Origin of the sequence: Thauera sp. 27 (assembly GCF_000310125.2) — a bacterium.
Taxonomy (GTDB): Bacteria; Pseudomonadota; Gammaproteobacteria; order Burkholderiales; family Rhodocyclaceae; genus Thauera; species Thauera mechernichensis.
In genome coordinates this window covers 39,744-63,318 of record NZ_AMXB01000016.1, presented here as the reverse complement: position 1 = coordinate 63,318, position 23,575 = coordinate 39,744, and the positions used below count along the sequence as shown (strand labels likewise).

The window sequence follows — 23,575 nt, the reverse complement described above, 5'->3', positions numbered from 1 at the left end:
ATCGCTCCCAATGGCTGCATCCCTGCGCCACGCCCCCTCTGCTGCGCCGCTGGCGGCCGTACTCGACGCCCTGCCCGCCGGCAGCGTCTGGCAGGCCAGCCGGATTGCCGACCATGCAGACACCTGCCATCCGAGCGGTTTCGCCGCGCTCGATCGTGAACTGCCCGGGGGTGGCTGGCCGGCTGGCGCGCTGATCGAACTGCTGCTCGACCAGCCCGGCGTGGGCGAGTTATCCCTGCTGCTGCCGCTGCTCGGCGGCGCCCCTGCCGAGCGCTGGATCACCCTGGTCTCCCCGCCCTTGCTACCCTATGCACCCGCCCTCGCCGACGCTGGCGTCGCCCTCTCGCGGCTGTTGCTGGTTCGCCCGCCTCAAGCCAGAGATGCCGTATGGGCTGCACGCCAGGCAGCAGCCTCCGGCAGCTGTGCAGCCGTGCTCGCCTGGCTGCACATGCCGGACAACACGGCGCTGCGCCGACTGCAACTGGCGGCCGAGGCAGGCGCCACACCATTGTTCCTGTTCCGTCCCCTCGCTGCCGCCCGCCAGTCCTCGCCTGCGGCGCTGCGCCTGTGCCTGACACCCGCGGCCGGCCAGCTCCGGGTCGATATCCTCAAGCGTCGCGGCCCGCCCTTGGCACGCCCGCTCCTGCTGCCGATCCGCTGACGGGCTCCGCCTTTCGCCATGCTCTGGCTCGCCATCCTGCTGCCCGACCTGCCGCTCCAGGTCTTCACCCGTGGCCTGCGCGACGTACCGGCCATCGCCATCACCGCCGACAAGCCTGGCGCGCCGCTGATCGCCGCCAGCGCATCCGCGCAGGCAGCCGGCATCCGTCCCGGGCAGCACGCAACAAGCGCAAGCGCACTGTTGCCCGAGCTCCGCCTGCATGCACGCGTGCCACGACGCGAAGCCGAGGCGCTGAACGAGATCGCAAGCTGGGCAGGACGTTTCACCCCACGCGTAAGCCTGTCCTCTCCGGATGCGGTACTGCTCGAGATCGCCAGCTGCCTGCGCTTGTTCGGCAGCGCTCATGACATCACCACCCAGGTTGCCAGCGGCCTCGCCGCACTCGGCTTTCATGCACGCATCGGCCTTGCCCCCACCCCCCTGGCCGCACGCTGGTTCGCCCGCTGCGGGCGCCCCGCTGGTGAGGACTGGCTGCAGGCCATCGACCAGCTGCCACTGTCCGTTCTCGAGGACGAAGCCGCTTGCGACGCCGACACCCGGGCCCTGCTCGCCGGCCTTGGCCTGCACAGCCTCGGCGAGGCCCGCGACCTGCCTGCAGCCGGGCTGGCGCGCCGCGGCGCCCAGGCAGTGCGCCACTGTCTGGCGCGCGCACGCGGCGAGATGCCCGACCCGCGTCCCTGGTTCGAAGCGGCAGATACGTTCAGCCACGGTCTCGAGTTGCCGGCACCCACCCATCACAGCGAGGCCTTGCTGTTCGCCGCCCGCCGACTGCTTGCCAGCCTGGAAGGCTGGCTGCAGGCGCGACACGCCGCCATCGACCATTGCCAGCTGATCCTCGAGCATGCACATCGCCCCCACAGCAGGCTCGAACTGGTGCTCGGCCAGCCCTGCAGGGATACCGCTGGCCTGCTGACGATCCTGCGTGAGCAACTGGCCCGCCTGGTACTCGAGGCGGACGTCGGCGCCCTCAGGCTGATTGCCGATCGTCCGCTGGCCGCCATTGCGCGCACAGGCGTGCTGTTCGATGACGTCGGCACCCTGCGCGAGCAGGCCGTCCTGCTGCTCGACCGCCTGCGCGCCCGTCTCGGCCAGTCCAGCGTCCACCTGCTTGCCTCCCAGCCCGACCACCGTCCGGAGTCGGCCTGGCGCCAGGGCGATGCAAGCTGCGCCGGCAGTCCCGCACAACACACCTGCAGCGCACACGCGACCCCCCTCGCACGCGAACACAAGGGGCTGCACGTCCGTCCGCTGTGGCTGCTGCCGGAGCCAAAGCCCATCGAGCGCGCAGACTACGTCCTGCTGAGCGAGGCCGAGCGCATCGAGTGCGGCTGGTGGGACGACCATCCGGTGCACCGCGACTACTACCTCGCAAACAACACGGGCCAAGCCCTGTGCTGGATTTTCCAGGCGCTCGACCCGCCCGGGCGCTGGTTCCTGCATGGTTATTTCGCCTGAGCAACGCGACAACGGGCGATGTCATGCAGGAGATAGCAAGTGGCGGGGACGGGCGTAGTACACTTTGCCCCCTCCCCCTTTTTACCCTCCACCCAGTATCTTCTGTGCTTCCGACTGCAATCCAGGATCCTGCAAGCACAAACCGACAACCGACGATGCCCCAGCCCCAACAGCCGAGCCCTACCCCGACCGCCCCCTCCTCTTCACGAGCCACCGATCATGCGCAGGATGCTGTGCTGGCAGGCGATCGCAGCCGCAGACGTGCGCTGTTCTGCCTGCTCCTTTGCCTGGTCGCTCTGCCCGCATCGTGGCTGATCTTTTCCGAGCTCGATCGCTTGTGGCCCGAAATCGCCACACTCGAAGGGCCCACCTTCATGGCTGCGACCACCCTGCTCGGCGCTGCCATGGCCCTCGGACCGCTCGCTGCCGCCATCGGCTTCCTGCTTGCCGTCTGGTTCGGCGTCGATAGCGTCTACCAGCCGCGTCGCCATCCCTCGCCCGCACTCGACCGCTTCATCGTCGGCGCCGGGTTGTTCGTGTGGTTCGCTCCCGCCGCCACTGCAGCGGCGATGGCCATCCAGGCCGTGCTGCGTGGCCGCATCCACTTCGTCCGCCCACCACGCGACTACCTGCTCGCCACCGATCCGATCGCATTCTGGCAAGGCGTCGGTTTCTGGCTGATCATGGGCGCCTTGTTCGCGTTTCTCGCCTGGCGCTACTGGCGTCCGCGCCTGATCCCCAACGCGGCGTCCGAAGATTGACCGTAGCCGGCGCCACATCCAAAGCCCCTTCGGCGCAGCCTTCGCCGGTTGCCCCGAGCGTACCGGGGGCGCTCGCCATCGGCAGACAGCTGCTGCACCACGCCTGGCCCGTGCTGGTCGCGCAACTGCTGTCGATGAGCATGATGGTGGCCGACACCCTCATCGCCGGCCACTACAGCACCAAGGACCTGGCCGCCGTCGCAGTCGGTAGCGGGCTATACATCTCGGTGGTGATGCTGCTGGTCGGCATCCTGCAATCGGTGGCGCCCACGGTCGCACACCATGTCGGCGCCGACCGTCATGACGAGATCGGCCCCGCCCTGCACCAGGGCTTCTGGCTGGCCCTGATGCTGGCCGTACCCGGAACCTTGCTGCTCGCCCACCCCGAGGCATTGCTCGCGCGCGTGGGCGTACCTGCGGACGTTGCCGCCACGGCGAGCAGCTACATGCTGGCTACCGCCTTCGGACTGCCTGCGGTGCTGCTGCACCGCACCTTCTACGCCTTCATCAACGCCCTCGGCCGGCCACGTGTGCTGATGGCGATCAGCTTCATCGCCACCAGCACGCACATCCCGCTGGCGTGGTTCCTCACCCATGGCCTCGGGCCACTGCCCGCACTCGGCGCCCTGGGCTGCGGCATCTCGACCGCACTCGTAAGCTGGCTCGGCTTCGCCTGCGCACTCGCCTACCTGTGGCGAACGCCGGTTTACCGGCGCTACCGCATCTTCGAGCGCTGGCAACCGCCACGTGCACGCGCAATCGGCAGCCTGCTCAGGCTGGGCGTACCGATGGGGCTGTCGACCTTCATCGAGATCACCTCATTCACCCTGATCGCGCTCTTCGTCGCCCGCATCGGCGCCGATGCAGTGGCGGGCCACCGCGTCGTCGCCAACCTCGCCGCCCTCGTCTATATGCTTCCGCTGGCGATGTCGATCGCCACCCTGGTGCTGGTGGGCCAGGCAGCCGGTGCGCGCGACTGGGCGCGCGCACGTGCCACGGTGAGAGTCAGCCTGTGGCTCACCTGCGCATTTGCCGTCACCATCGGTATTGCGCTGTGGCTGGTGCGCGGGCCGGTGATTGCCCTCTCCACCAGCGATCCGGCGGTTCGAGCGGTTGCGCTCGGGCTCATCTTCTACATCTGCATCTACCAGCTCAGCGATGCCATTCAGACCGTCGCCGCCCACGCACTGCGCGGCTTCAAGATCACCCTTCTGCCGATGCTGCTGCACACCGTGTGCTTCTGGGGCATCGGCCTGGCAGGCGGCTACTGGCTGACCTACCACGTCGGCGCACGCACCGAGCAGCCCTCGGTAGCCGGGTTCTGGGAAGCCAGCGTGGCGGCGACGGTCCTGGCTTCCGTCCTGTTCGGCCTGCTGCTGCGCAGCGTGCTGCGCCGCCATCGCGAACTCGACCCCGGGCGCTGAGCACCCGCGGCGCCAGCCCCCAGTCGGCCGCGCTCAGCGCCCCAGCCAGCCCTTGCGCAAGCGCCGTGCGCGCTCGCCACTGCGCGGTGCGAACCTGAGCACGTACCTGTCAACTGCCGGCGGGTCGAGCTCCACGCTGAAGCGCATCAGCTCATCACGACGGAAGGCGTGCAGCTCCACCCGATCGCCCACCTGCCTGCGCTTGAGTTGCGCCTCCAGGCCCTTGGGGCTCAGCCTGAGACCATCGAGCGCGATCAGCACGTCGCCCGCCGACAGGCCGGCACGCTGGGCCGCGCCGCCATCGAACACATTGGCGACGCGCACCTCGCCCTCACCCGCGGCCAGCTTGATGCCCAGGCTGGGGGCCTGGATGCTGGCCTCTGCGTCCAGGTCCACCCCGAACCCCTTGAGCAGGCGTTGCAGCGCCAGATCCTCCGTACCCTCGACCGTATGCTCAAGCCAGCGCGCCAGGCGCGCACCCAGGCCGGCACCGCCCACCTCGCGCACCGCCTGGTAAATACCGTCCTCGGCGACGCCGATACCGGTCTGGCCATGCTCGACCCACAGGCGGCGCATCACATCGTCCAGGCTGCGTTCGCCCGCACTGCCGGCGCGCAGCTGCAGATCAAGCGCGAGCGCGATCAGGGCGCCCTTGGTGTAGTAGCTGACGATGGCGTTGGGCGCGTTCTCGTCCTGGCGGTAGTACTTGGTCCACGCATCGAATGATGATTCGGCCACGCTCTGCTTGAGCCGACCGCTGCCGCGCATCACGTTCGACACCGTCTTGCCCAGCAAACCGAGGTAGTCCTCCGGATCGATCACGCCGCTGCGCACGAGCGCAAGGTCGTCGTAGTAGGACGTGAAGCCTTCGAACGCCCACAGCAGCCTGGTGTGGTTCTCGCGCGACAGATCATAGGGGGCAAAGGCGGCGGGCTTGATGCGTTTGACGTTCCAGGTGTGGAAGTACTCGTGACTGCACAGGCCGAGAAAGGACTTGTAGCCATCGGGCAGGCCCTGCATCCCTTTCCAGGGCAGATCCTCGCGCGCGCACAGAAGCGCCGTCGAGGCACGATGTTCGAGGCCACCGTAGCCATCTCCGACCACCATGGTCAGGAAGGCGTAGTAATCCACTGGCGCCGGGCGACCGAACAGATCGATCTGCCAGGTGCAGATGCGTGCCAGGTCGGCGCACAGGCGTTCGAGGTCGCAGTCGTGGCGTCCGGTCAGCGCAATGTCGTGGGCGACACCCCCGGCCTCGAAGCGGGCCAGGCTGAAGCAACCCATTTCCACCGGGTGGTCGATGAGTTCGTCGTAGTCGGCGGCAAGGTAGCGCCCGAAGCGGCCGCTGCCCTCTCCGCCCGGGCGTCCATCTGCCGGCGGCAGGCTGGTGATCACCCGCCAGTCGGCGAATTCGGCGCCTTCCGGGCGCTCGATGGTGACTGCGCAGGGCATGTCGGTACGCCCCTCGACGGCGAGGAACACGCTGGTGCCATTGAAGAAACCATGCGTACGGTCGAGATGGGCGGAACGTACCGACAGATCCCAGGCATAGACCTCGTAGTGCAGCACCAACGGCTCACCGGCGACCGGGCGCGACACGCGCCAGCTGTGCTTGTCGAGCTTCTCGACCGCGCACGGTCGCCCGGCGCTCTCGGCACGCAGACGCACGATATTGCGCGCGAAGTCGCGGATCATGTAGCTGCCCGGAATCCACGCCGGCAGGCGGAACACCTGCCCGCTCGGGTCGGGGTCGGCCACTATGCAGCTCACCGCAAACAGATGGGCGCCGGGGTTTGACGGGCAAATGCGGTAGGCGACCGCAGGATGAGGGGTTGGCATGCGCGTGGTGCTCCGCAGGCGAAGAAGTGGGAGGCAGAAAAATGCGAGCGTTGCGAAGCATACCCCCGCCCGGTCCTGCGGCTCCACTCGCGATGGCGCGCCCTGCGCCGGCAGGAAGCCCCTCGCTGGCGCATGCGATCGATGCAGGGCGGTGAACGACAAAGCCGGCGCGAAGGGCGCCGGCTTTGTCGTGGTGTGCTGGTGGGCGGTACTGGGATCGAACCAGTGACCCCTGCCGTGTGAAGGCAGTGCTCTACCGCTGAGCTAACCGCCCGATCGCTGCGTGATCGGTCTTGCCGGGGGCCACGACCGCAGTCGTGGTGGGCGGTACTGGGATCGAACCAGTGACCCCTGCCGTGTGAAGGCAGTGCTCTACCGCTGAGCTAACCGCCCCCATGCAAAGAGGCCGCATTCTAGAAGGCGGTTAGGAGGGCGTCAAGCGTCAGGGTGAGCGTTTTAGGGCGCATCAGCGCCACAGGCCGGTGAAAGTGCAGCAGCCCCACTCACTTGGCCAGCGCCACGAAGTCCTGCCGCTCCATCAGCCACGAGACAACGAAGCCGACGACCCGCGCACCCAGCACGGAAACATGGCTGGCGTCCTCCTCAGGATGGGCGGCTCCAGGCCATGCCCACACTCGCTGGCGCGGCAAGACCGGGGCCGGGAGTGCGCTTTCAGCGCGCGGCGACGACATCCACCTCGACCACCAGACCTTCGAAGGCGAGACGCTCGATGCCGAGCAGGGTCACCGCCGGCGGACGCTCGGGATGGAAGTAGGCCGAGCGGATCTCGCGGATGCGGGTAGTCTGGGCCGGCTGCAGCCCGACCAAAAAATGGCCCGCCGAGGCGGGCCAAACCCGAAATCCTCCCGACGCCCCACCAGGCGGGGACGCCGGAAGCAACCACGACAAAAACGTGATTCCGGGGAGGGAGATGACTGTATGAAGTGCTCAGCTGCTCTTTGCGCTCTCGCGTCGGAAGACCAGCGGCGCACCGCCGTGCGAGCGCTTCACCATCCACAGCGCGAGCGCAGAATCCATGTAATCGGCATGCCCCGGGAACCAGTCCTTGAGCGCGACCGCGAGCTCACGGACTACCTCGACCTTGCCCTCAGCGAGCAATTGCTGCACTTCGCGTACCGAAGCGAGCACCTTGGCGTGCTCATCGACATGGCAGTCGCGCGCCGGGAAACCATCGACGTCCATCCAACGGTTCTCTTGCTCGAAGTGGGCCTCGGCATGGGCTGCAAAGGCGTCGAGCGCAGCCGCGAGCTGCGCATCCTCGACGGTCAGCAAGGCATCGACCAGGCTGACGAACTCGCGATGGGTGTCATCCATCGCGTTGTAGCCCAGCAAGTAACGGTCGTCCCAGTCGAATCCTGCGTGTTCGGTCATGCCCATGATGCTCCAGAGTTGGCGCCGCCCGCGGGGGCTCAGCCGCCGAGTCCGACGGGTGCGGGCGCGATGTTGACGATCTTCGAGAACAACGCCCGGTATTCGCCGGCTGCACCTTCCCAGGGGTTCTGGTTACTGAGGAAGGCGGCGTCGATCTCGGCCCAATCCTCCGCGGTCAGATGCGCCTTGGCAAGGGGGAACACCTCGCGCTCTTCGGTGTTCATGTGCTTCCATTCCTGCTCGATGTAGGTCTTGAGCGCCTCGTGGTAGCCCTGGAAGCCGGCCTCGCCCTGCTGGCGATAGCTGGCGAGCGCGTCGCGCAAGGTGGCCATGCGCGCGTCGCCCTGGCGATGCTCGGTCTCCAGACGCTCGATCACCGGCAGTGCCTCGGCGCAGCGCTGGCGCAGCTTGGCGAAGAGGTACTGGTCCTCTTTCGGGTGGTGCACCTTCTCCGGCACCTTGTCGATGTACTCGATCATCGACTCGAGCAGGTCGTAGTCTGGCTTCAGGCGCCCGGCTTCGATGCCAGAGGCGATCGATCGCAGACCGCTGAGCATGGCGGCGAGCGCGCGGTGCTCGTCGTGGATGATGTCGAGTGACTTGATGGTCATGGCGTATCTCTCCTGCTGTGGCGCGTCCGGCTCAGACGCCGAGGTGCTTCTGGATCAGTTCGGGCTGGGCGCGGATCTCGTCGCTGGTGCCGTCGAACACCACCTGCCCCTTCACCAGGATCATCGCGCGGTCGCAGATGCTGGTGACTGCGCCGTGGTTCTTGTCCACGATCACGGTGGCGATCCCGGTCCTGCGGATCTCCTTGACGATGCGCCAGATCTCCATGGCGATCAGCGGCGCCAGGCCCTCGGTGGCCTCGTCGAGGATCAGCAGGTCGGGGTTGGTCATCAGCGCGCGGCCGATGGTGAGCATCTGCTGCTCGCCCCCCGACAGCTGCCAGCCACCGTTGTTGATGCGCTCGCCCAGGCGCGGGAAGGTCTCCATGACGCGGTCGAAGGTCCATTCGCGGCGACCGTCGATGCCGGCACGCGCCGACATCAGCAGGTTCTCGCGCACGGTCAGGCTCTTGAAGATGCCACGGCCTTCGGGCACGTAGGCGATGCCCTGCTGCGCAGTCTGGAAGGTGCGCGCGCGGCTGTAGTCGTCACCACGCACCAGCACCCGGCCATGCCTGGGCCTGACGATGCCGAGCATGCTCTTGATCAGCGTCGACTTGCCCATGCCGTTGCGACCCATGAGCGCGATGCCCTCGCCTTCGCGGATACTGAAGTCGATGCCGTGCAGGATGTGGCTGGCACCGTAATAGGTATGAACTTCCTTGGCTTCGAGCAGCATGTTAGACATGGAAGCTGTCCTCCGTACCCAGATAGGCCTGCTGGACGGCCACGCTGGCCTTGATCTGTGCGGGCGGACCGCACTCCAGCAACTGGCCATTGACCATCACCGTGATCCTGTCGGCAACTGCGAACACGGCGTCCATGTCGTGCTCGACGAGCAGGATGCCGCGCGTCTGGCGCAGGCGCTTGAGCACCGCGACCATGCTCGCGGACTCTTCCGAGCCCATGCCGGCGAGCGGCTCGTCGAGCAGCAGCACCTGGGCGTCGGTGGCAAGCACCATGGCGATCTCGAGCTGGCGCTGTTCGCCGTGGCTGAGCACGCCCGACACCCAGTCTACGCGCCTGCCGAGGCCGGCCTCCTCGATGCAGGCGCGCGCCTTCTCCAGCGCCCACTGCTGCTCCATGGCCTTGCTGAAGATGCGCCACGGCTGCTGGCGGCGCGACTGCGCGGCAAGGCGCACGTTTTCGAGCACGGTGAACTGAGGGAAGATATTGGTACGCTGGTAGCTGCGCCCGATGCCTTCCTGCGAGCGCTGCGCCGCGCTGAGCCGGGTGATGTCCTTGCCCAGGTAGCGGATCTCGCCTTCGGAGGGCGGCAGGTCGCCCGACAGCATGTTGATGCAGGTCGACTTGCCTGCCCCGTTGGGGCCGAGCAGCACGTGGATCATGCCGCGCTCGAGGGTGACGTCGATGTCCTGGTTGGCCACCAGGCCGCCGAAGCGACGCGTGAGCTTGCGCGCCTCGAGCACCACTTCGTTCTTGCTGGTCTGGCTCATTTTGCGCCACCTCCCTGCAGGGCGCGCTTGATGCGGCCCGGAATTGCGGTCAGCCCACCCGGCAGAAAGAGCACCAGGGCCACGATGACGCCACCCATCAGCAACTGCCAGTACTTGGTGATATCGGCAAAGAACTCGCGCATGGCCTCGAAGGCGAAGGCGCCCAGTACCGCACCCGCAAGGTTGCCCATGCCGCCCAGGATCACCATCAGCAGCACGTTGCCCGACTCGTGCCACGACAGCAGTTCGGGGGTGACGAAGCCGAACAGGACCGCATAAAGGAAGCCGGCGACCCCGCCCAGCGCGCCCGCCAGGGTGAATGCGGCCAGCTTGTAGCCGAAGGTGAAGTAACCCAGCGACTGCATGCGGTGCTCGTTGCTCCTGATGCCCATGAGCACGCGACCGAAGGGCGACTGCAGCACGCGATGAAGAAACAGGTACACCAGCAGCATCATGACGAGCACGAAATAGAACATGTGCAGCTCGTTATCCAGGTCGAAGGGGACCCAGCTGCCGATCGCCGCGGTCGGCCGTGCGTCCACATAGACGCCGTCCGAGCCACCGCCCAGGGGCGTGTCATGGAACACGAAGTACGCCATCTGGGCGAAGGCGAGCGTGACCATGATGAAGTAGATGCCCTTGGTACGGATCACGAAGATGCCGATCACGAGCGCAGCTGCAGCCGACAGCAGGATGGCCGCGGGCAGCATCACCCACAGGCTCATCTGACCGAATTTGGCGGTAAACAGGGCCACCGAGTAGGCGGCGATGCCGAAGTAGGCCGCATGGCCGAAGCTCACCAGGCCGGTGAAGCCCACCAGCAGGTCCAGGCTCATGGCGAAGATCGCCATGAGCAGCATCTTCGCAACCAGTTCGACGTAGAACGACTCGCCCGACATGGGCACACAGGCAATCGCGGCGACCGCGATGAGCTTGAAGATGAGGGAAGCATTGACGTTCATGATCTCAGCCCTTCTTCAGGATGCCTTCGGGGCGCCACAGCAGGACCACGGCCATGACCAGGTACACGATCATTCCGGAGATCTCGGGCAGCAGAACCTTGCCGAAGGTGTCGGCGAAGCCGACGATCAGCGCAGCAACGAGCGCGCCCCACACCGACCCGATGCCACCGATGACGACGATCACGAAGGAGATGATCAGCACATGGCTGCCCATGTTCGGGAACACCGAGGAGATCGGTGCGGCGAGCATGCCGGCGAGCGCAGCCAGGGCCACCCCGAGCGCGAACACCACGCGATAGATCATGTTGATGTTGATGCCCAGCGCCTCGACCATGCTGCGGTCGTCGTTGCCGGCGCGGATCATCATGCCCAGGCGGGTACGCTGAATGACGTAGTAGAGCGCCACCGCGAGCACGATGCAGACGACCGAGATGGCCAGGCGATACACCGGATAGCTCATCACCTCGGTGAGCTGGATCGATGCGTCGAGGAAGGCCGGGATGGCCACGCCATGCACGTCATCGCCCACCAGCAGGCTGCGCAGCTGCTCGAAGATCAGGATGAGGCCGTAGGTAAGCAGCACCTGCTCGAGGTGGTCGCGCTTGTAGAGGTGGGAAAACAGTGCCCACTCCAGGAGGGCACCGAAGATCAGTGCCAGCGGAATGCCGAGCGCAATAGCCAGCACCAGGCTGCCGGTCGCACTCGTAAGCACGAAGGCCAGGTAGGCGCCGATCATGTAGAAACTGCCGTGCGCCAGGTTGATGATGCCCATGATGCCGAAGACCAGCGTCAGCCCGCTTGCCACCAGAAAAAGCAGCAAGCCGTACTGCAGCGAGTTCAGCACCTGAATCAGGAAGCTCGCAAAATCCATGACTATCCCCCGCCCGGCAGGCGCAAGCCTGCCGGGACGACGTATGCGTTGAGTTGGGAAGGGAAGCGGGACGCTTACATGCTGCAGCCGCGGGCAGGGTCCTCGAGCCCGGCGGAGACGACCTCGACGACGGCGTTCTTGCCGTCCTTGACCTCGCGCAGGTAGATGTCCTGCACCGGGTTGTGGGCCTTGGACAGGGTGAAGCTGCCGCGCGGGCTGTCGATGGTGGCTGCGCGGATGCCGTCGATCACGGCGTCGAGCTTGGCGGGGTCGCCATTGGCAGCCTTGAGACCGGCGTGGTACATCTGCGCCGCATCGTAGCCCTGCACCGCATAGACGTCCGGCTGCGCCTTGTAGGCAGCGGCGTATGCGGTACGGAAGGCGTTGTCACGCTCAGTATTGAGGCCGTCGGCGTAGTGCAGCGTGGTCTGCAGCCCCTCGCCGGCGCCTCCCATGGCCGCAACATCCTCGCTCAGGAAACCCGGGCCATAAAGCGGGATGCTGCCCTTGAGGCCTGCTGCAGCGTAATCGCTCACGAACTTGGCGGCGCCAGCGCCGGCGAAGAAGACAAACACGGCGTCGGGCTTGAGCGCGGCGATCTCGGTGAGGAAGGGCTGGAACTCCACGTTCGGGAAGGGCAGGCTCATGTCCTTGACGATCTTGCCGCCACCCTTGGTGAAGCCCTCGGTGAAGCCTTCGACCGACTCGGTGCCGAAGGAGTACTTCCATGCCAGGGTGACGACGTTCTTGACGCCGCGCTTGGCGAGCGCCTCACCCATTGCGTAGGACGGCTGCCAGGCCGAAAAGGACGAACGGAACACATAGGGCGAGCACTGCGCACCCGTGATCTCGTTGGCGCCGGCGTTGGGCACGATCATCAGCGTCTTGGTGTTGGCGGCGACGCGCGCGGCGGCAAGCGCCACGCCCGAGTGCACCGAACCGATCAGCACGTCGACCTTGTCGCGGGTCACCAGGCGACGGGCGATCTCGGTGGCACGCGCCGGGTTGGATTCGTCGTCCACAACAACGTACTGCACCTCGCGGCCGGCGAGCTTGCCACCGTTCTCCTCGACGTACTGCTTGAAGCCATTGGTGATGTTGTTGCCGAGTGCCGCGAAGGTGCCGGTGTAGGGCAGCATCAGGCCGACCTTGACCTTGTCCTGCGCCAGCGCCGACCCCATGCCGGTCGTCACGAGCGCGGCACCAAGGACCAGGTTGCAAACGATTTTATAGTGCTTGTCCATTTGTCTCTTCCTTTGGAGCAGTTTCGAATTTGGGTCAGGCTCAGGTCACGACGGTGAGGAAGCGCTCGTTGAGCTTGCGGTCGTGATAGAAGATGCCCGCGCCGACCTCGTCGAAGGTCCAGGTGATCGGGGCATGGTCAGGGTAGGTCTCGTAGCCGCCGCAGAAGGTCTCGAACCGGTTGCCGGAGGGGTCGAAGGCGTAGATCGTGGTACCACGGGTGATGCCGTGGCGGGTCGGGCCAATATCGATCGATACACGGTTCATCGACATGATGTCGGCCGCACGCAGCACCTGCTCCCAGCTGCCAAGCAGGAAGGACAGGTGGTGTAGCTTGCCTGGCTCCGGGTGGGCGACGAAAGCGAGGTCGTGCGCCTTGTGCGAACAGGAAATGAAGGTCGCCAGCAGCGACTTGCCGTCCTCGAGCAGCACGCGCTCGACGAGGTGGAAGCCCAGCACCTCGGTGAACAGCTTGAGGTTGTCCTCTAGGTTCGGACCGTAGAGCAGGCAGTGATCGAAGCGATGCGGCGCGATGCCGTGCTCTGCGGCCGGAATCCACGGATCAGGGTTGGTGTAGGGCTGGCCGTTGCCCACGTCGGTCTTGTCGGCGTAAAGCTCCATGACGTGACCCGTCGGAATGGTGAAACGCACGCGCTCGCCAGTCTCCAGCAGTTCGCCAGCCGGGATGCGCTCAGTCTGCACGCCGTAGGCCTGGAGATCCTTGTCGAGCTGTTCGAGGGTGGCCCTGTCCTTGACCTTGAAACCCATCAGGTCCATGCCTGCCTGCTCGGCTTCGCGCAGGACCACGCTGTTGTGATCACGCTCGTCCCAGGCCTTGAAGTAGACGCGGCCAGCGGCGTCACGGCCCGTCTCGACCAGTCCGAGCACGTTCCGGTAAAAATTGACACTCTCATCCAGGTCCAGCACACGCAGCTGGATATGTCCGGGACGCATCACACCACTTGTCGCCATTTCCTCTCTCCTTGTGGTCAGGGGGCGGGAGGCCTTCCGCGTGCTCGGGCACCGCGACGGCCTCGCCATTCACGCAGCACCGGGTCCTGGCCGGCAAACGCTTTGCGATGGCGCCCGGGCTTCGTGTGGAGCGCAGATTAGGCGGTGCCGGGGAACGGCAATATCCAGTTTCTGCACGATGCTTATCCGCTTTGTGCACGCAACGGCGTATGCAGGGAGTGGATAGCGATCGTGCAGAAACTGGATATTTCGCCGCCGCCGCCCTACCTACGATGCGGACTCCGTACTAACACCATCGGAGACCTCGGCGATGATCACAATGGAATACCTGGACGCACTGATCCAGAAGGACAAGGCTCAAGGCCTGTTCCGCTGCAAGCGTGAAATGTTCACCAGCCGCGAACTGTTCGAGCTGGAGATGAAGCACATCTTCGAAGGCAACTGGGTCTATCTCGCACACGAGAGCCAACTGCCGAAGATCAACGATTACTACACGACGAAGATTGGCCGCCAGCCGGTGTTCATCACCCGCAACAAGGACAACCAGCTCAACTGCTTCATCAACGCCTGCGCCCACCGCGGCGCCACACTCGCGCGCTTCAAGCACGGCAACAAGGCGACCTACACCTGCCCCTTCCACGGCTGGACCTTCAACAACTCGGGCAAGCTGCTCAAGATCAAGGACCCGACCGAGACCGGCTATCCGGAGAGCTTCAACTGTGAGGGCTCTCACGACCTCAAGAAGATCGCCCGCTTCGAGTCCTATCGCGGTTTCCTTTTCGGCAGCCTGAATGCCGACGTGCAGCCGCTGGAAGCCTTCCTCGGCGAATCGAAGGCGATCATCGACATGATCGTCGACCAGTCGCCCGAAGGTCTTGAGGTGCTACGCGGCTCGTCCACCTATGTGTACGAGGGCAACTGGAAGCTGCAGGCCGAGAACGGCGCCGACGGCTACCACGTCACCGCCACGCACTGGAACTACGCCGCCACCCAGGCGCAGCGTAAAAGCCGCGACGCCGGTGACGACATCAAGGCGATGAGCGCCGGCGGCTGGGCCAAGAAGGGCGGCGGTTCATACTCCTTCGAGAACGGCCACCTGCTGTTGTGGACGCGCTGGGACAACCCCGAGGACCGTCCGCTGATGGAACAGCGCGACCGCCTGGTCGCCGAGTTCGGTGAGGCCAAGGCCGACTGGATGATCGGCAACTCGCGCAACCTGTGCCTGTACCCGAACGTGTACCTGATGGACCAGTTCAGCTCGCAGATCCGCGTGTTCCGCCCGCTCGACGTCAATCGCACCGAAGTCACCATCTACTGCATCGCGCCCAAGGGCGAGTCGGCCGAGGCGCGCGCTCGCCGCATCCGCCAGTACGAGGACTTCTTCAACGCCTCGGGCATGGCCACCCCGGACGACCTCGAGGAGTTCCGCGCCTGCCAGGAAGGCTTCATGGGCCGCGCCCTTGAGTGGAACGACATGGCGCGCGGCGCCGAGCACTGGGTAGAAGGCCCGGACGAGGAAGCCGACAAGATCGGCCTCAAGCCCATCCTGTCGGGCGTCAAGACCGAGGACGAAGGCCTGTACGTGGCGCAGCACACTTACTGGCTGGAGCAGATGAAGAAGGCCCTAGCGGCCGAACAAGCACAAGCCTGAGCGGAGACGAGAAAATGAGCCTGAGCTACCAAGACCTGTGTGCCTTCCTGTACCGCGAAGCCCGTTACCTGGACGATCGCGACTGGGACAGCTGGCTGGCGATGTACGACGAGAACTGCACCTTCTGGATGCCCGCCTGGGATGACGACGGCGAGTTGACCGAAGACCCCCAGTCCGAAATCTCGCTGATCTGGTACGGCCGCCGTGCCGGCCTGGAAGACCGCGTATTCCGCATCCGCACCGAGCGTTCGAGCGCGACCATCCCCGACACCCGCACCAATCACCACATCAGCAACATCGAGGTGCTGGCGCAGGACGGCAACACGGTCAAGCTGCGCTTCAACTGGCACACCATGAGCGTGCGCTACAACCACACCGACCACTTCTGCGGCACGAGCTTCTACACCCTCGACGTATCGGGCGCCAACCCGGTGATCAAGTTCAAGAAGGTCGTTCTGAAGACCGACTACATCCGTCACGTCATCGACGTGTACCACGTCTGATAACGAGGGCGGGGCGCCAGCGTGCGCAGACAGCGGCGACCCTGCCCCATCCCGGAGAGACAACCATGACATTCAAGATCGCGCTGAACTTCGAGGACGGCGTCACCCGCTTCATCGACTGCAACGCCACCGAGACGGTGGCCGACGCCGCTTACCGCCAGGGCGTCAACGTCCCAATCGACTGCCGTGACGGCGCCTGTGGCGCGTGCAAGTGCAAGGCCGAATCCGGCCAGTACGAGCTCGGCTTTTACATCGACGACGCGATGAGCGAAGAAGAGGCCAGGCTCGGCTACGTCCTCACCTGCCAGATGCACCCCAAGAGCGACTGCGTGGTGAACGTGCCCGCCTCGTCCGAGGTGTGCAAGATCAAGCACGCTACCCTCACCGCCACCGTGGCCGAAGTGCGCCAGCTGTCGCCGAGCACGCTCTCCCTGGTGCTCCAGGGTGAAGGCATCGCCAAGCTCGCTTTCCTGCCCGGCCAGTACGCCAACCTCACCGTGCCCGGCACCGAGCAGACGCGCGCCTACTCCTTTAGCTCGATGCCTGCCGAGAGCAAGGTCAGCTTCCTCATCCGCAACGTACCCAACGGCCTGATGAGCGGCTACCTCACCGGCACCGCCAAGGCTGGCGACACCATCAAGCTCGCCGGCCCGATCGGCAGCTTCTACCTGCGCGACGTCGCACGCCCGGTGCTGATGCTCGCCGGCGGCACCGGCCTCGCGCCCTTCCTCGCCATGCTCGACAAGCTCGTCACCGGCGGTGGCAGCGCCCACCCGATCCACCTCATTTACGGCGTCAACACCGACGCCGACGTGGTCGAGCTCGAGCGCCTGGATGCCTTCAAGGCCGCGCTGCCCAACTTCAGCTACGACGTGTGCGTCGTCGCCGATGACAGCAGCTGGCCGAAGAAGGGCTACGTCACCGCCCACATCGAGCCGGCCCACCTTGACCACGGCAATGTCGACATCTACCTGTGCGGCCCCCCGCCGATGGTCGAGGCTGTGGCCCATGACCTGCGCGAACGCAAGGTCGAGCCGAACAGCTTCCACTACGAGAAGTTCGCCGCCAGCGTCTGAGCGCTGCCCATCCCGTCAGGAGCGACAATGGCAAACCGTTTCAAGAAGAAAGTGGCCGTGATCACCGGTGCCGCACAAGGCATCGGCAAGCGGGTCGCCGAGAAGATGGCCAAGGAAAAGGGCACCCTGGTGCTGGTCGACCGCTCGGAGATCGTGCATGAGGTGGCCAAGGAACTGTCAACGAAGGTGGAGGTGCTGAGCCTCACGGCCGACCTCGAGCAGTTCTCCGAGTGCAAGCGGGTCATGGATGCCGCGGTGGAGAAGTTCGGCTGCATCGACATCCTGATCAACAACGTCGGCGGCACGATCTGGACCAAGCCCTTCGAGCACTATCAGGAGGATCAGATCGAGGCCGAGGTGCGACGCTCGCTGTTCCCCACCCTGTGGTGCTGCCGCGCAGCCCTGCCCCACATGCTGGACAAGGGCAAGGGTTCGATCGTGAATGTGTCATCAATCGCCACCCGCGGCGTCAACCGCGTCCCCTATGGGGCGGCCAAGGGTGGCGTAAATGCACTTACCGCCTGCCTGGCCTTCGAGACCGCAGAGCGCGGTATCCGCGTCAATGCGACCGCCCCCGGTGCCACCGAGGCTCCGCCGCGTCTGGTACCGCGTAACGCGGAAAAGCAGAGCGAGGAGGAGAAGCGCTGGTACAAGCAGATCTACAGCCAGTCGATCGACAGCAGCCTGATGAAGCGCTACGGTACGCTGGACGAGCAGGCCGATCCGATCCTGTTCCTCGCCTCCGACGACTCGGCCTACATCACCGGCACCGTCATCCCGGTCGGAGGTGGCGACCAGGGCTGATCACCCTCGGCCACGTCCCTGGCAAGGCCGCAGCGCATCATTGCGCTGCGGCCTTGCCACGTTTACACGCCAGCAACCGTTCGCTCAGACTATGCGGCCATAGACAAAATTTCTTATCGAGAATAAACTCGAGATTCCAAAAATTCTCGACGCACAGCGCAGAACTGGGCGACGGGAGATAGCCCCACCGGGAGAGAGATGATGCGCGCACGAGAGACTACCCTGGCCTTGCCTGCAACTGCGGGGGCCGCATCGGACCGATCGCCTGTTCTACGCGCCGGGGTCTGATCATGCCCCTGGCCTTCCTGAACGCCAAAAGCAGCATCTTCAATGGTGCCAATCCTTTCGAGGTGTCGGACTACGTGCGCGCGAACGTGGGGTCTCATAGCCTGAGCCTGAGTTCGCGCAGTCAGGGCAGCGCGTCACTTTCGCATCGCAAGGCCGGTGGACTCGACCTGTGCCGACTGAGCTACGGCGCCCGTGCGCGCGTGATCTCCGAGGGGCTGGCCGACATCTACCACCTCCAGTTCATTCTGCGCGGCTACTGTCGCTACACCCTGCCCCACACCACGCTTGACCTGTCGGCCGGGCATTTCCTGCTGCTGAACCCGGACGACCCGCTCGACATCACCTACTCCGAGGACTGTGAGAAATTCATCGTCAAGTTGCCCGCGACGATGCTCGGTGACGCTTGTGCAGAGCATCGCTGGACCCGCTCGCGCGAACGCATCACCTTCAAGCAGGTGCCTTACCGCTTCCAGGAGCTCGAGAGCCTCATCGTTCTCCTCCAGCTCATCTGCGAAGAAGCCGAGTCTGCGTTGACGACCCCCCAGATGCTCCAGCATTACAACCGCGTGGTCACGACCAAGCTCATGACCATGCTCGAACACAACCTGGGGCTCGAGGAGCCCTGCGAGCATGCGCCGTGTTTCGAGCGTCTCGTGCAGTACATCAACGACAACATCAAGCAGGACATCAGCGCCGAGCAGCTCTCCCACTTTTCCCGCCTGAGCCTGCGCTCGCTCTATCTGTTGTTCGAGAAGAACGCGAAGACGACGCCAAAGCAGTTCATCCGCCAGAAAAAACTCGAGCATGTGCACGCGACCCTGACCAATCCCGCGAGCAAGGCGCCCAACGTCACTGCAGTTGCACTCGAGTATGGATTCACCCACCTCGGCCGATTCTCGGAACTCTACAGATCCACCTTCGGTATGTTGCCGTCGGAGGCAATGAAGTCCCGTCTGTCCAGCTAAGCGCGGGCACGACGACGCAAAAAGGGACCGTCCGGCTCACGGCCGCACGGTCCCTTTCCTGTCCAGCGCAGAGGGCAGCATGGCTGCCCTGTACGGTAGCTTAGGCGCGCTTCTTGGGCGTCGCGCTCTTGACACTCGCGGTCACTGCCTCGACGGCCTGCTCGGTGGCAGCGGCCAGCTTGGCCTCGGCAAGCTTGGCGGCGCTGCTGACGTTCTCATACAGGCCATTGGCGGTATCCATCGCCGACTTGACGGCGGCGAAGAAGGCTTCCGAGCCAGCCGGCGCCGTCTTGGCCGCTTGCTCGAGCGCGGTGCTGAACGCGCTGTTGAGCTCGGCTACCTGAGACTCGACCAGCTTGGCGGTCTCCTGCTGGCCTTCGGCAGCCAGTTCCTGAACGTTGCGTGCGTAAGCGACGGCCTTGTCGAGCATCGGCTGGGTGAGTTCGGCCTGCAGACTGGCAAGCTCCTGCGGGGTTTTCGCCTCGGCGAGCTTGCGGGTGATGGCAACGCCGTCCTCGAGCACCGAGCGGGTGGTGTTGAGGTTGAGCTCGGTCAGGCGCTCGGCACGGGCCAGGGCGCTGTTGGCGAGCGACAGCAGGGTCTCGAGTTGAGCCTTGTTGACGGCGAGGAGCTGCTCGGGGGTGGTGATCTTGGTCATCTTTAACATCCTTGAAAACGGGTGGTGAGAGGATTCGTCCAACTGCACGTGCGACCAAGTTCCCGGGCCGCCATGTTGCGCTGCAACATGGCGATGATTATATGAGTCTCTCTGGCGTTGTCAAATGAATTGTGCAATGCATAATTTCCCGCTGAATGCGTATCCGCTCCTGCCATGGAAAACGCCCGGACATAAGCAAGACGGCCGGTAATACCGGCCGTCTTGCTTCCTGAGTCCCCGACAGAATCGACCGTCGGTTACCAACTAGTCGATCGTCAGCCGTATGGCCGGCGCAGCCAATCCCCTGCGCTTGCGCTCGGCAGCGATCAGTTCGGCGATATCGGTGTTCCCGTTCTGTGCAGCCCATGCATCGGCTGACAGGCCTGCCTCGTTGAGCGCATTGAGCTCGATCTGGGGCAGCGACAGCAAGCGCCGTACGACCCCCACATGGCCATTGCGCGCCGCCAGCATCAGCGCCGTTGCCTGGTTGGGCGCACGCGCATTTACATCGACTCCGGCGACGAGGAGCCTGTCGAGGATTGCATCCCGGCCCTCGAACGCGGCGTAATGCACCGGTGCCCAACCCTCGTGGTCCAGTGTTGCGCTCGCATTGATCAGCGCTTCGACCACCTGCGCATGGCCATGCAGGACGGCAAGCATCAGCGCTGAATCGCCTGCCAGATTGCGGTAATCGATACGCACCCGGTAACGCAGCAGCGCCTCAACGGTTGCGAGTTGGCCCTCGCGTGCGGCCAGGATCAGCAAGGTATTGCCATTGGCATCGACGGTATTAGGATCGATGCCACGATTGAGCAAACCGACGAGTTGGCGGGTGTCACCCAGGCGCGCGGAACTGAGCGCGGCCTCATAGCTGTTGGCAAATGCGGGCGCCGAAATCAGGCTCGCAGTGGCCAACAGCCCAACAAGGAGGAAGCGGCGCAGCGTTGCGGCGGAGGTGTCCGCGACACGGACGTCAGGCTGGTCTGGTGACATGGCGGAATAGGCGAAAGAAGTTGTCGGTGGTCGCGCGCGCAATATGCTCGAGCGGTTCGTCACGCAGGCGAGCGATCTCCTCGGCCACGTGCACGACCCAGGCGGGTTCGTTGATCTTGCCACGATGCGGAACCGGAGCAAGATAGGGCGCATCGGTTTCGATGAGCAGGCGCTCGAGCGGTACCCGGCACGCTACCTCCTTGAGCGCCTTGGCGTTGCGGAAGGTGACGATGCCCGAAAAGGAAATGTGGAAGCCCAACTCGAGCGCGGCTTCAGCAACCTCCCAGCTCTCGGTGAAGCAGTGCATCACGCCGCCCGCCTCACCTGCGCCCTCGTCGCGCATCAACCTGAGCGTGTCCTCGGCAGCACTGCGCGTATGGATGATCAGCGGTTTGCCGCAGTGGCGCGCGGCACGGATGTGCGTACGAAAACGCTCGCGCTGCCACTCCGGCTCGTCCTTCTGCCAGTAGTAGTCGAGCCCGGTTTCGCCGATGGCCACCACCTTGGGATGGTCTGCCAACGCGAGCAGGCGGGCCACGTCAGGCTCTTCGCAACCATCGTTGTCGGGATGGACGCCGACCGATGCCCAAAGCTGGGCGTGGCGTTCGGCCAGCCCGAGCACGCGGGGAAAGGCTTCGAGCGTGACACTGATGCAAAGCGCTGTGCCGACCCGATTGGCCGCCATGTTGGCAAGCACCTCGTCCTCTCGCGCGGCAAGGTCGGGGAAGTCGATATGGCAGTGAGAATCTACGAACATTGGACCGGGTTGGTGTAATGGGTCGGCATCGAGAGCCGGTACGAGGCACTGGCATGCAGCAAGCGCCCAGGGTTCAGAGGGTATGCGTAGGCCGGCTCGAGCCCAGATGGCCGGCAAGGATCTGCTCGATACGGCCGCGCAGCACCTTGCTCGACTCGTCGGCCGAAAAGTGCACCCCGATCCCCTGCGTCTTGCCCCCTTGCGCACCATGAGGGGTGATCCAGGCAACATTGCCGGCCACCGGGTGACGGGTGGGGTCGTCGATCAACTGCAGCAGCAGGAAGACCTCATCGCCCAGCTTGTAGTTCTTGGGCGTAGGCAGAAAGATGCCGCCATTGACGAGAAACGGCATATAGGCCGCGTACAGCGCCGACTTGCTGTTGATGTTGAGCGACAGCACGCTCGGCCGCGTCGGTGTCGTTCGAGACGCATCACTCATCCACGAACTCCAGCAGTGGCGCGAACGTAACGCATCAGCAGATCCTCCAGTACCAGGCGCAAGCTCAAGGGGTGCCGCGACACCCTGCGAATCTGCGCCATTTCATTGTAACAGGCGCTCGCCGCCGCCACGCTGCAACGGCTGGCGAGGGTGGAGAGGACAGCCTGCTGGGCGGGAAAGAAGCGTACACGGCCACCTAGTCGTACGCTGGCCAGGTCACTGACCCAGCGCTGCATCCAGTCGCACAGTTCTGGCAAGCCGAAACCAGCGGCCAAGGCCTCGCGCGATTTCAGCCAACTCTCCCACTGGGCGGCCAGCTTGAGTGCGTCGGAGGCCTGCAAGCCGGCCAGATCACGTACGAAACGTGCAAGCAGGGCCCCACCGCCCGCACGCGCGAGGCGTTCGGCCGCCAGCGGCATTCCGCCGCCGAGGGCGAGCAGCGCAAGCACATCGGGGTCCGTACGCGTTTTCCAGTGCGCGAGCGCGTGCTCTTCCGGACGCGCAAACAGCCACTGCTGGCACCGACTGCGAATCGTCGGCAGCAGCCGGCGTGACGCCGAGGATACGAGCAGGAACACGCAGCCCGCTGGCGGCTCCTCGAGCAGCTTGAGCAAGGCGTTGGCGGTAAAGGGGTTCATCGCCTCTGCCGGATCGAGTACGACAACACGGCGTGCACCATGGTGTCCGGTGACACTCAAGGCCGCTTGCAGGTCCCGGATCTGCTCGATGACGATCTGCGCCGACGCCGCCTTGCCGCCCCCCTCGCGCCCGCCAGCGGCATCGCCGCCCTCGCCCTCGCCGCGCTCGGCGGCAGCGGCCTCTGCCGCTGCCGCGGGGACCACCCGATGCAGGTCGGGATGGTTGTCGGCCAGCCGCCAGACGCAAGGCTCACAGCGTCCGCAGGCGTGGCCATCGTCAGCCGGAGAATCACACAGCAGACGAGCGGCGAGCGCATCGGCAAGCTCGCGCTTGCCCAGGCCAGGCGGACCAACCAGCAGCAAGGCGTGAGGCAGGCGATCGCCAAGCTCAACGAGTCGTGTCCAGGTGGGCTGCAACCAGGAATGGATCATGGCTGCAGTCGGTCGCGCACGACGTCCTCGATGTCGGCGCGGATGGATGCAGGAGAACGCGTGGCGTCGACGATGCAGAAACGCGCCGGGTCCAGTCGGGCACGCTCGAGATAAGCGGCACGTACACGCTCGAAGAAGTCACGTTGCTCGCGCTCGAAGCGATCGGGCGCGGCACCAGTGGCAGCGACACGCGCAGCAGCGATCTCCGGTGGAAGATCGAAGAGCAGGGTCAGGTCAGGTTGGAGTCCCGGATGAACCCAGGCCTCGAGTGCTTCGAACTTGTCGCGTGCGAGCCCCCGCCCGCCAACCTGATAGGCGAAGGTGGCATCGGAGAAGCGGTCGCAGACAACCCAGTGCCCGGCAGCGAGCGCGGGCTCGATCCGTGCGGCGAGGTGTTCGCGACGTGCTGCGAACATCAGCATCGCCTCTGTCTCGAGGTGCATGGCCTCATGCAGCAGCAGTTCGCGCAAACGCTCGCCCAGCGCAGTACCGCCGGGTTCACGAGATTGCTCCACGACCCTGCCTTGCGCACGCAGCAAGCTGACGACCGCGTCGATCTGGGTGCTCTTGCCTGCGCCGTCGATACCTTCGAAAGTGATGAAGCGGCCGCGCCCTGCGGCCTCGTGAGAAAGACGTTCCATGGCCG

26 protein-coding genes and 2 tRNA genes are annotated in these 23,575 nt (G+C 65.1%); 9 read left to right on the top strand and 19 right to left on the bottom strand.

The features are described from left to right. Nucleotides 1-10: 10 nt before the first annotated feature. The 4 genes from imuA to B447_RS10620 all read left to right on the top strand — a co-directional run bounded on the left by imuA (nucleotide 11) and on the right by B447_RS10620 (nucleotide 4,322). A complete protein-coding gene (gene imuA, locus B447_RS10635) occupies nucleotides 11-661 on the top strand; it encodes a translesion DNA synthesis-associated protein ImuA (protein WP_002939623.1) in 651 nt (216 codons plus the stop codon). An 18-nt stretch (nucleotides 662-679) separates the two neighbouring features. Next, a complete protein-coding gene (locus B447_RS10630; protein WP_002939622.1) occupies nucleotides 680-2,137 on the top strand; it encodes a Y-family DNA polymerase in 1,458 nt (485 codons plus the stop codon). A gap of 155 nt (nucleotides 2,138-2,292) precedes the next feature. Continuing rightward, complete coding sequence (locus B447_RS10625) at nucleotides 2,293-2,898, top strand: hypothetical protein (protein WP_232431610.1); 606 nt, start codon at nucleotides 2,293-2,295, stop codon at nucleotides 2,896-2,898. Continuing rightward, on the top strand, nucleotides 2,895-4,322 hold the full coding sequence (locus tag B447_RS10620) for an MATE family efflux transporter (RefSeq protein WP_002939619.1): 1,428 nt from the start codon (nucleotides 2,895-2,897) through the stop codon (nucleotides 4,320-4,322). Before B447_RS10625 ends, B447_RS10620 begins: the two co-directional genes overlap by 4 nt. Nucleotides 4,323-4,355: 33 nt before the next feature. Here the strand turns inward: B447_RS10620 and B447_RS10615 are convergent, their stop codons facing one another. The 13 genes from B447_RS10615 to B447_RS10555 form a co-directional block, all read right to left on the bottom strand. Then, the gene (locus B447_RS10615; RefSeq protein ID WP_051018807.1) at nucleotides 4,356-6,161 is read right to left on the bottom strand and encodes a M61 family metallopeptidase; all 1,806 of its coding nucleotides are present in this window, start codon (nucleotides 6,159-6,161) and stop codon (nucleotides 4,356-4,358) included. A gap of 199 nt (nucleotides 6,162-6,360) precedes the next feature. Then, nucleotides 6,361-6,435, bottom strand: a tRNA-Val gene (locus B447_RS10610). 44 nt (nucleotides 6,436-6,479) lie between these two features. Beyond that, a tRNA-Val gene (locus B447_RS10605) sits at nucleotides 6,480-6,554 on the bottom strand. A gap of 110 nt (nucleotides 6,555-6,664) precedes the next feature. Further along, on the bottom strand, nucleotides 6,665-6,811 hold the full coding sequence (locus tag B447_RS10600) for a hypothetical protein (protein ID WP_157384661.1): 147 nt from the start codon (nucleotides 6,809-6,811) through the stop codon (nucleotides 6,665-6,667). 22 nt (nucleotides 6,812-6,833) lie between these two features. Then, nucleotides 6,834-6,989, bottom strand: coding sequence for a hypothetical protein (locus B447_RS22540; protein WP_002939606.1), 156 nt, complete (start codon nucleotides 6,987-6,989; stop codon nucleotides 6,834-6,836). 120 nt (nucleotides 6,990-7,109) lie between these two features. Then, complete coding sequence (locus B447_RS10590; protein WP_002929859.1) at nucleotides 7,110-7,553, bottom strand: bacteriohemerythrin; 444 nt, start codon at nucleotides 7,551-7,553, stop codon at nucleotides 7,110-7,112. 38 nt (nucleotides 7,554-7,591) lie between these two features. Beyond that, nucleotides 7,592-8,164 (bottom strand): hemerythrin domain-containing protein, encoded by a 573-nt coding sequence (locus B447_RS10585; RefSeq protein WP_002939601.1) that lies wholly within the window; start codon nucleotides 8,162-8,164, stop codon nucleotides 7,592-7,594. 31 nt (nucleotides 8,165-8,195) lie between these two features. Beyond that, nucleotides 8,196-8,909, bottom strand: coding sequence for an ABC transporter ATP-binding protein (locus tag B447_RS10580; RefSeq protein ID WP_002939599.1), 714 nt, complete (start codon nucleotides 8,907-8,909; stop codon nucleotides 8,196-8,198). Beyond that, nucleotides 8,902-9,678, bottom strand: coding sequence for an ABC transporter ATP-binding protein (locus B447_RS10575; protein ID WP_002939598.1), 777 nt, complete (start codon nucleotides 9,676-9,678; stop codon nucleotides 8,902-8,904). The genes B447_RS10580 and B447_RS10575 overlap by 8 nt, the downstream gene beginning before the upstream one ends. Next, nucleotides 9,675-10,640, bottom strand: coding sequence for a branched-chain amino acid ABC transporter permease (locus tag B447_RS10570; protein WP_002939596.1), 966 nt, complete (start codon nucleotides 10,638-10,640; stop codon nucleotides 9,675-9,677). Before B447_RS10570 ends, B447_RS10575 begins: the two co-directional genes overlap by 4 nt. 4 nt (nucleotides 10,641-10,644) lie before the next feature. Then, a complete protein-coding gene (locus tag B447_RS10565) occupies nucleotides 10,645-11,511 on the bottom strand; it encodes a branched-chain amino acid ABC transporter permease (RefSeq protein WP_002929847.1) in 867 nt (288 codons plus the stop codon). Nucleotides 11,512-11,585: 74 nt separating this feature from the next. Then, nucleotides 11,586-12,755: an ABC transporter substrate-binding protein gene (locus tag B447_RS10560; protein ID WP_002939594.1), complete on the bottom strand. Its 1,170-nt coding sequence runs from the start codon at nucleotides 12,753-12,755 to the stop codon at nucleotides 11,586-11,588. Nucleotides 12,756-12,795: 40 nt separating this feature from the next. Further along, nucleotides 12,796-13,725, bottom strand: coding sequence for a catechol 2,3-dioxygenase (locus B447_RS10555; RefSeq protein WP_002939590.1), 930 nt, complete (start codon nucleotides 13,723-13,725; stop codon nucleotides 12,796-12,798). A 310-nt stretch (nucleotides 13,726-14,035) separates the two neighbouring features. Here B447_RS10555 and benA point away from each other — a divergent pair, with 310 nt between their 5' ends. From benA to B447_RS10530, 5 genes are all read left to right on the top strand, one after another. After that, nucleotides 14,036-15,376 (top strand): benzoate 1,2-dioxygenase large subunit, encoded by a 1,341-nt coding sequence (gene benA / locus B447_RS10550; RefSeq protein WP_002939586.1) that lies wholly within the window; start codon nucleotides 14,036-14,038, stop codon nucleotides 15,374-15,376. 14 nt (nucleotides 15,377-15,390) lie between these two features. Then, nucleotides 15,391-15,879, top strand: a complete 489-nt coding sequence (gene benB / locus B447_RS10545) for a benzoate 1,2-dioxygenase small subunit (RefSeq protein ID WP_002929839.1) — start codon at nucleotides 15,391-15,393, stop codon at nucleotides 15,877-15,879. A gap of 65 nt (nucleotides 15,880-15,944) precedes the next feature. Next, nucleotides 15,945-16,955, top strand: coding sequence for a benzoate 1,2-dioxygenase electron transfer component BenC (gene benC, locus B447_RS10540; protein WP_002939582.1), 1,011 nt, complete (start codon nucleotides 15,945-15,947; stop codon nucleotides 16,953-16,955). A 27-nt stretch (nucleotides 16,956-16,982) separates the two neighbouring features. Next, on the top strand, nucleotides 16,983-17,759 hold the full coding sequence (locus B447_RS10535; protein ID WP_002939580.1) for a 1,6-dihydroxycyclohexa-2,4-diene-1-carboxylate dehydrogenase: 777 nt from the start codon (nucleotides 16,983-16,985) through the stop codon (nucleotides 17,757-17,759). A 290-nt stretch (nucleotides 17,760-18,049) separates the two neighbouring features. Beyond that, entirely contained in the window at nucleotides 18,050-19,012 is a 963-nt protein-coding gene (locus B447_RS10530) for an AraC family transcriptional regulator (protein ID WP_002939578.1), read from the top strand. A 100-nt stretch (nucleotides 19,013-19,112) separates the two neighbouring features. On the opposite strand, the gene B447_RS10525 is transcribed toward B447_RS10530, so the two are convergent. The 6 genes from B447_RS10525 to tmk form a co-directional block, all read right to left on the bottom strand. Beyond that, nucleotides 19,113-19,670 (bottom strand): phasin family protein, encoded by a 558-nt coding sequence (locus B447_RS10525; protein WP_002929828.1) that lies wholly within the window; start codon nucleotides 19,668-19,670, stop codon nucleotides 19,113-19,115. A 264-nt stretch (nucleotides 19,671-19,934) separates the two neighbouring features. Continuing rightward, nucleotides 19,935-20,663, bottom strand: coding sequence for an ankyrin repeat domain-containing protein (locus tag B447_RS10520; protein WP_002939575.1), 729 nt, complete (start codon nucleotides 20,661-20,663; stop codon nucleotides 19,935-19,937). Then, a complete protein-coding gene (locus B447_RS10515; RefSeq protein ID WP_002939572.1) occupies nucleotides 20,644-21,420 on the bottom strand; it encodes a TatD family hydrolase in 777 nt (258 codons plus the stop codon). Before B447_RS10515 ends, B447_RS10520 begins: the two co-directional genes overlap by 20 nt. 73 nt (nucleotides 21,421-21,493) lie before the next feature. Then, on the bottom strand, nucleotides 21,494-21,859 hold the full coding sequence (locus B447_RS10510; protein ID WP_002939554.1) for a PilZ domain-containing protein: 366 nt from the start codon (nucleotides 21,857-21,859) through the stop codon (nucleotides 21,494-21,496). Then, nucleotides 21,856-22,929, bottom strand: a complete 1,074-nt coding sequence (gene holB / locus B447_RS10505) for a DNA polymerase III subunit delta' (protein ID WP_002939553.1) — start codon at nucleotides 22,927-22,929, stop codon at nucleotides 21,856-21,858. Before holB ends, B447_RS10510 begins: the two co-directional genes overlap by 4 nt. After that, entirely contained in the window at nucleotides 22,926-23,570 is a 645-nt protein-coding gene (gene tmk, locus B447_RS10500) for a dTMP kinase (RefSeq protein WP_198291778.1), read from the bottom strand. The genes holB and tmk overlap by 4 nt, the downstream gene beginning before the upstream one ends. Between the last annotated feature and the right edge of the window lie 5 nt (nucleotides 23,571-23,575).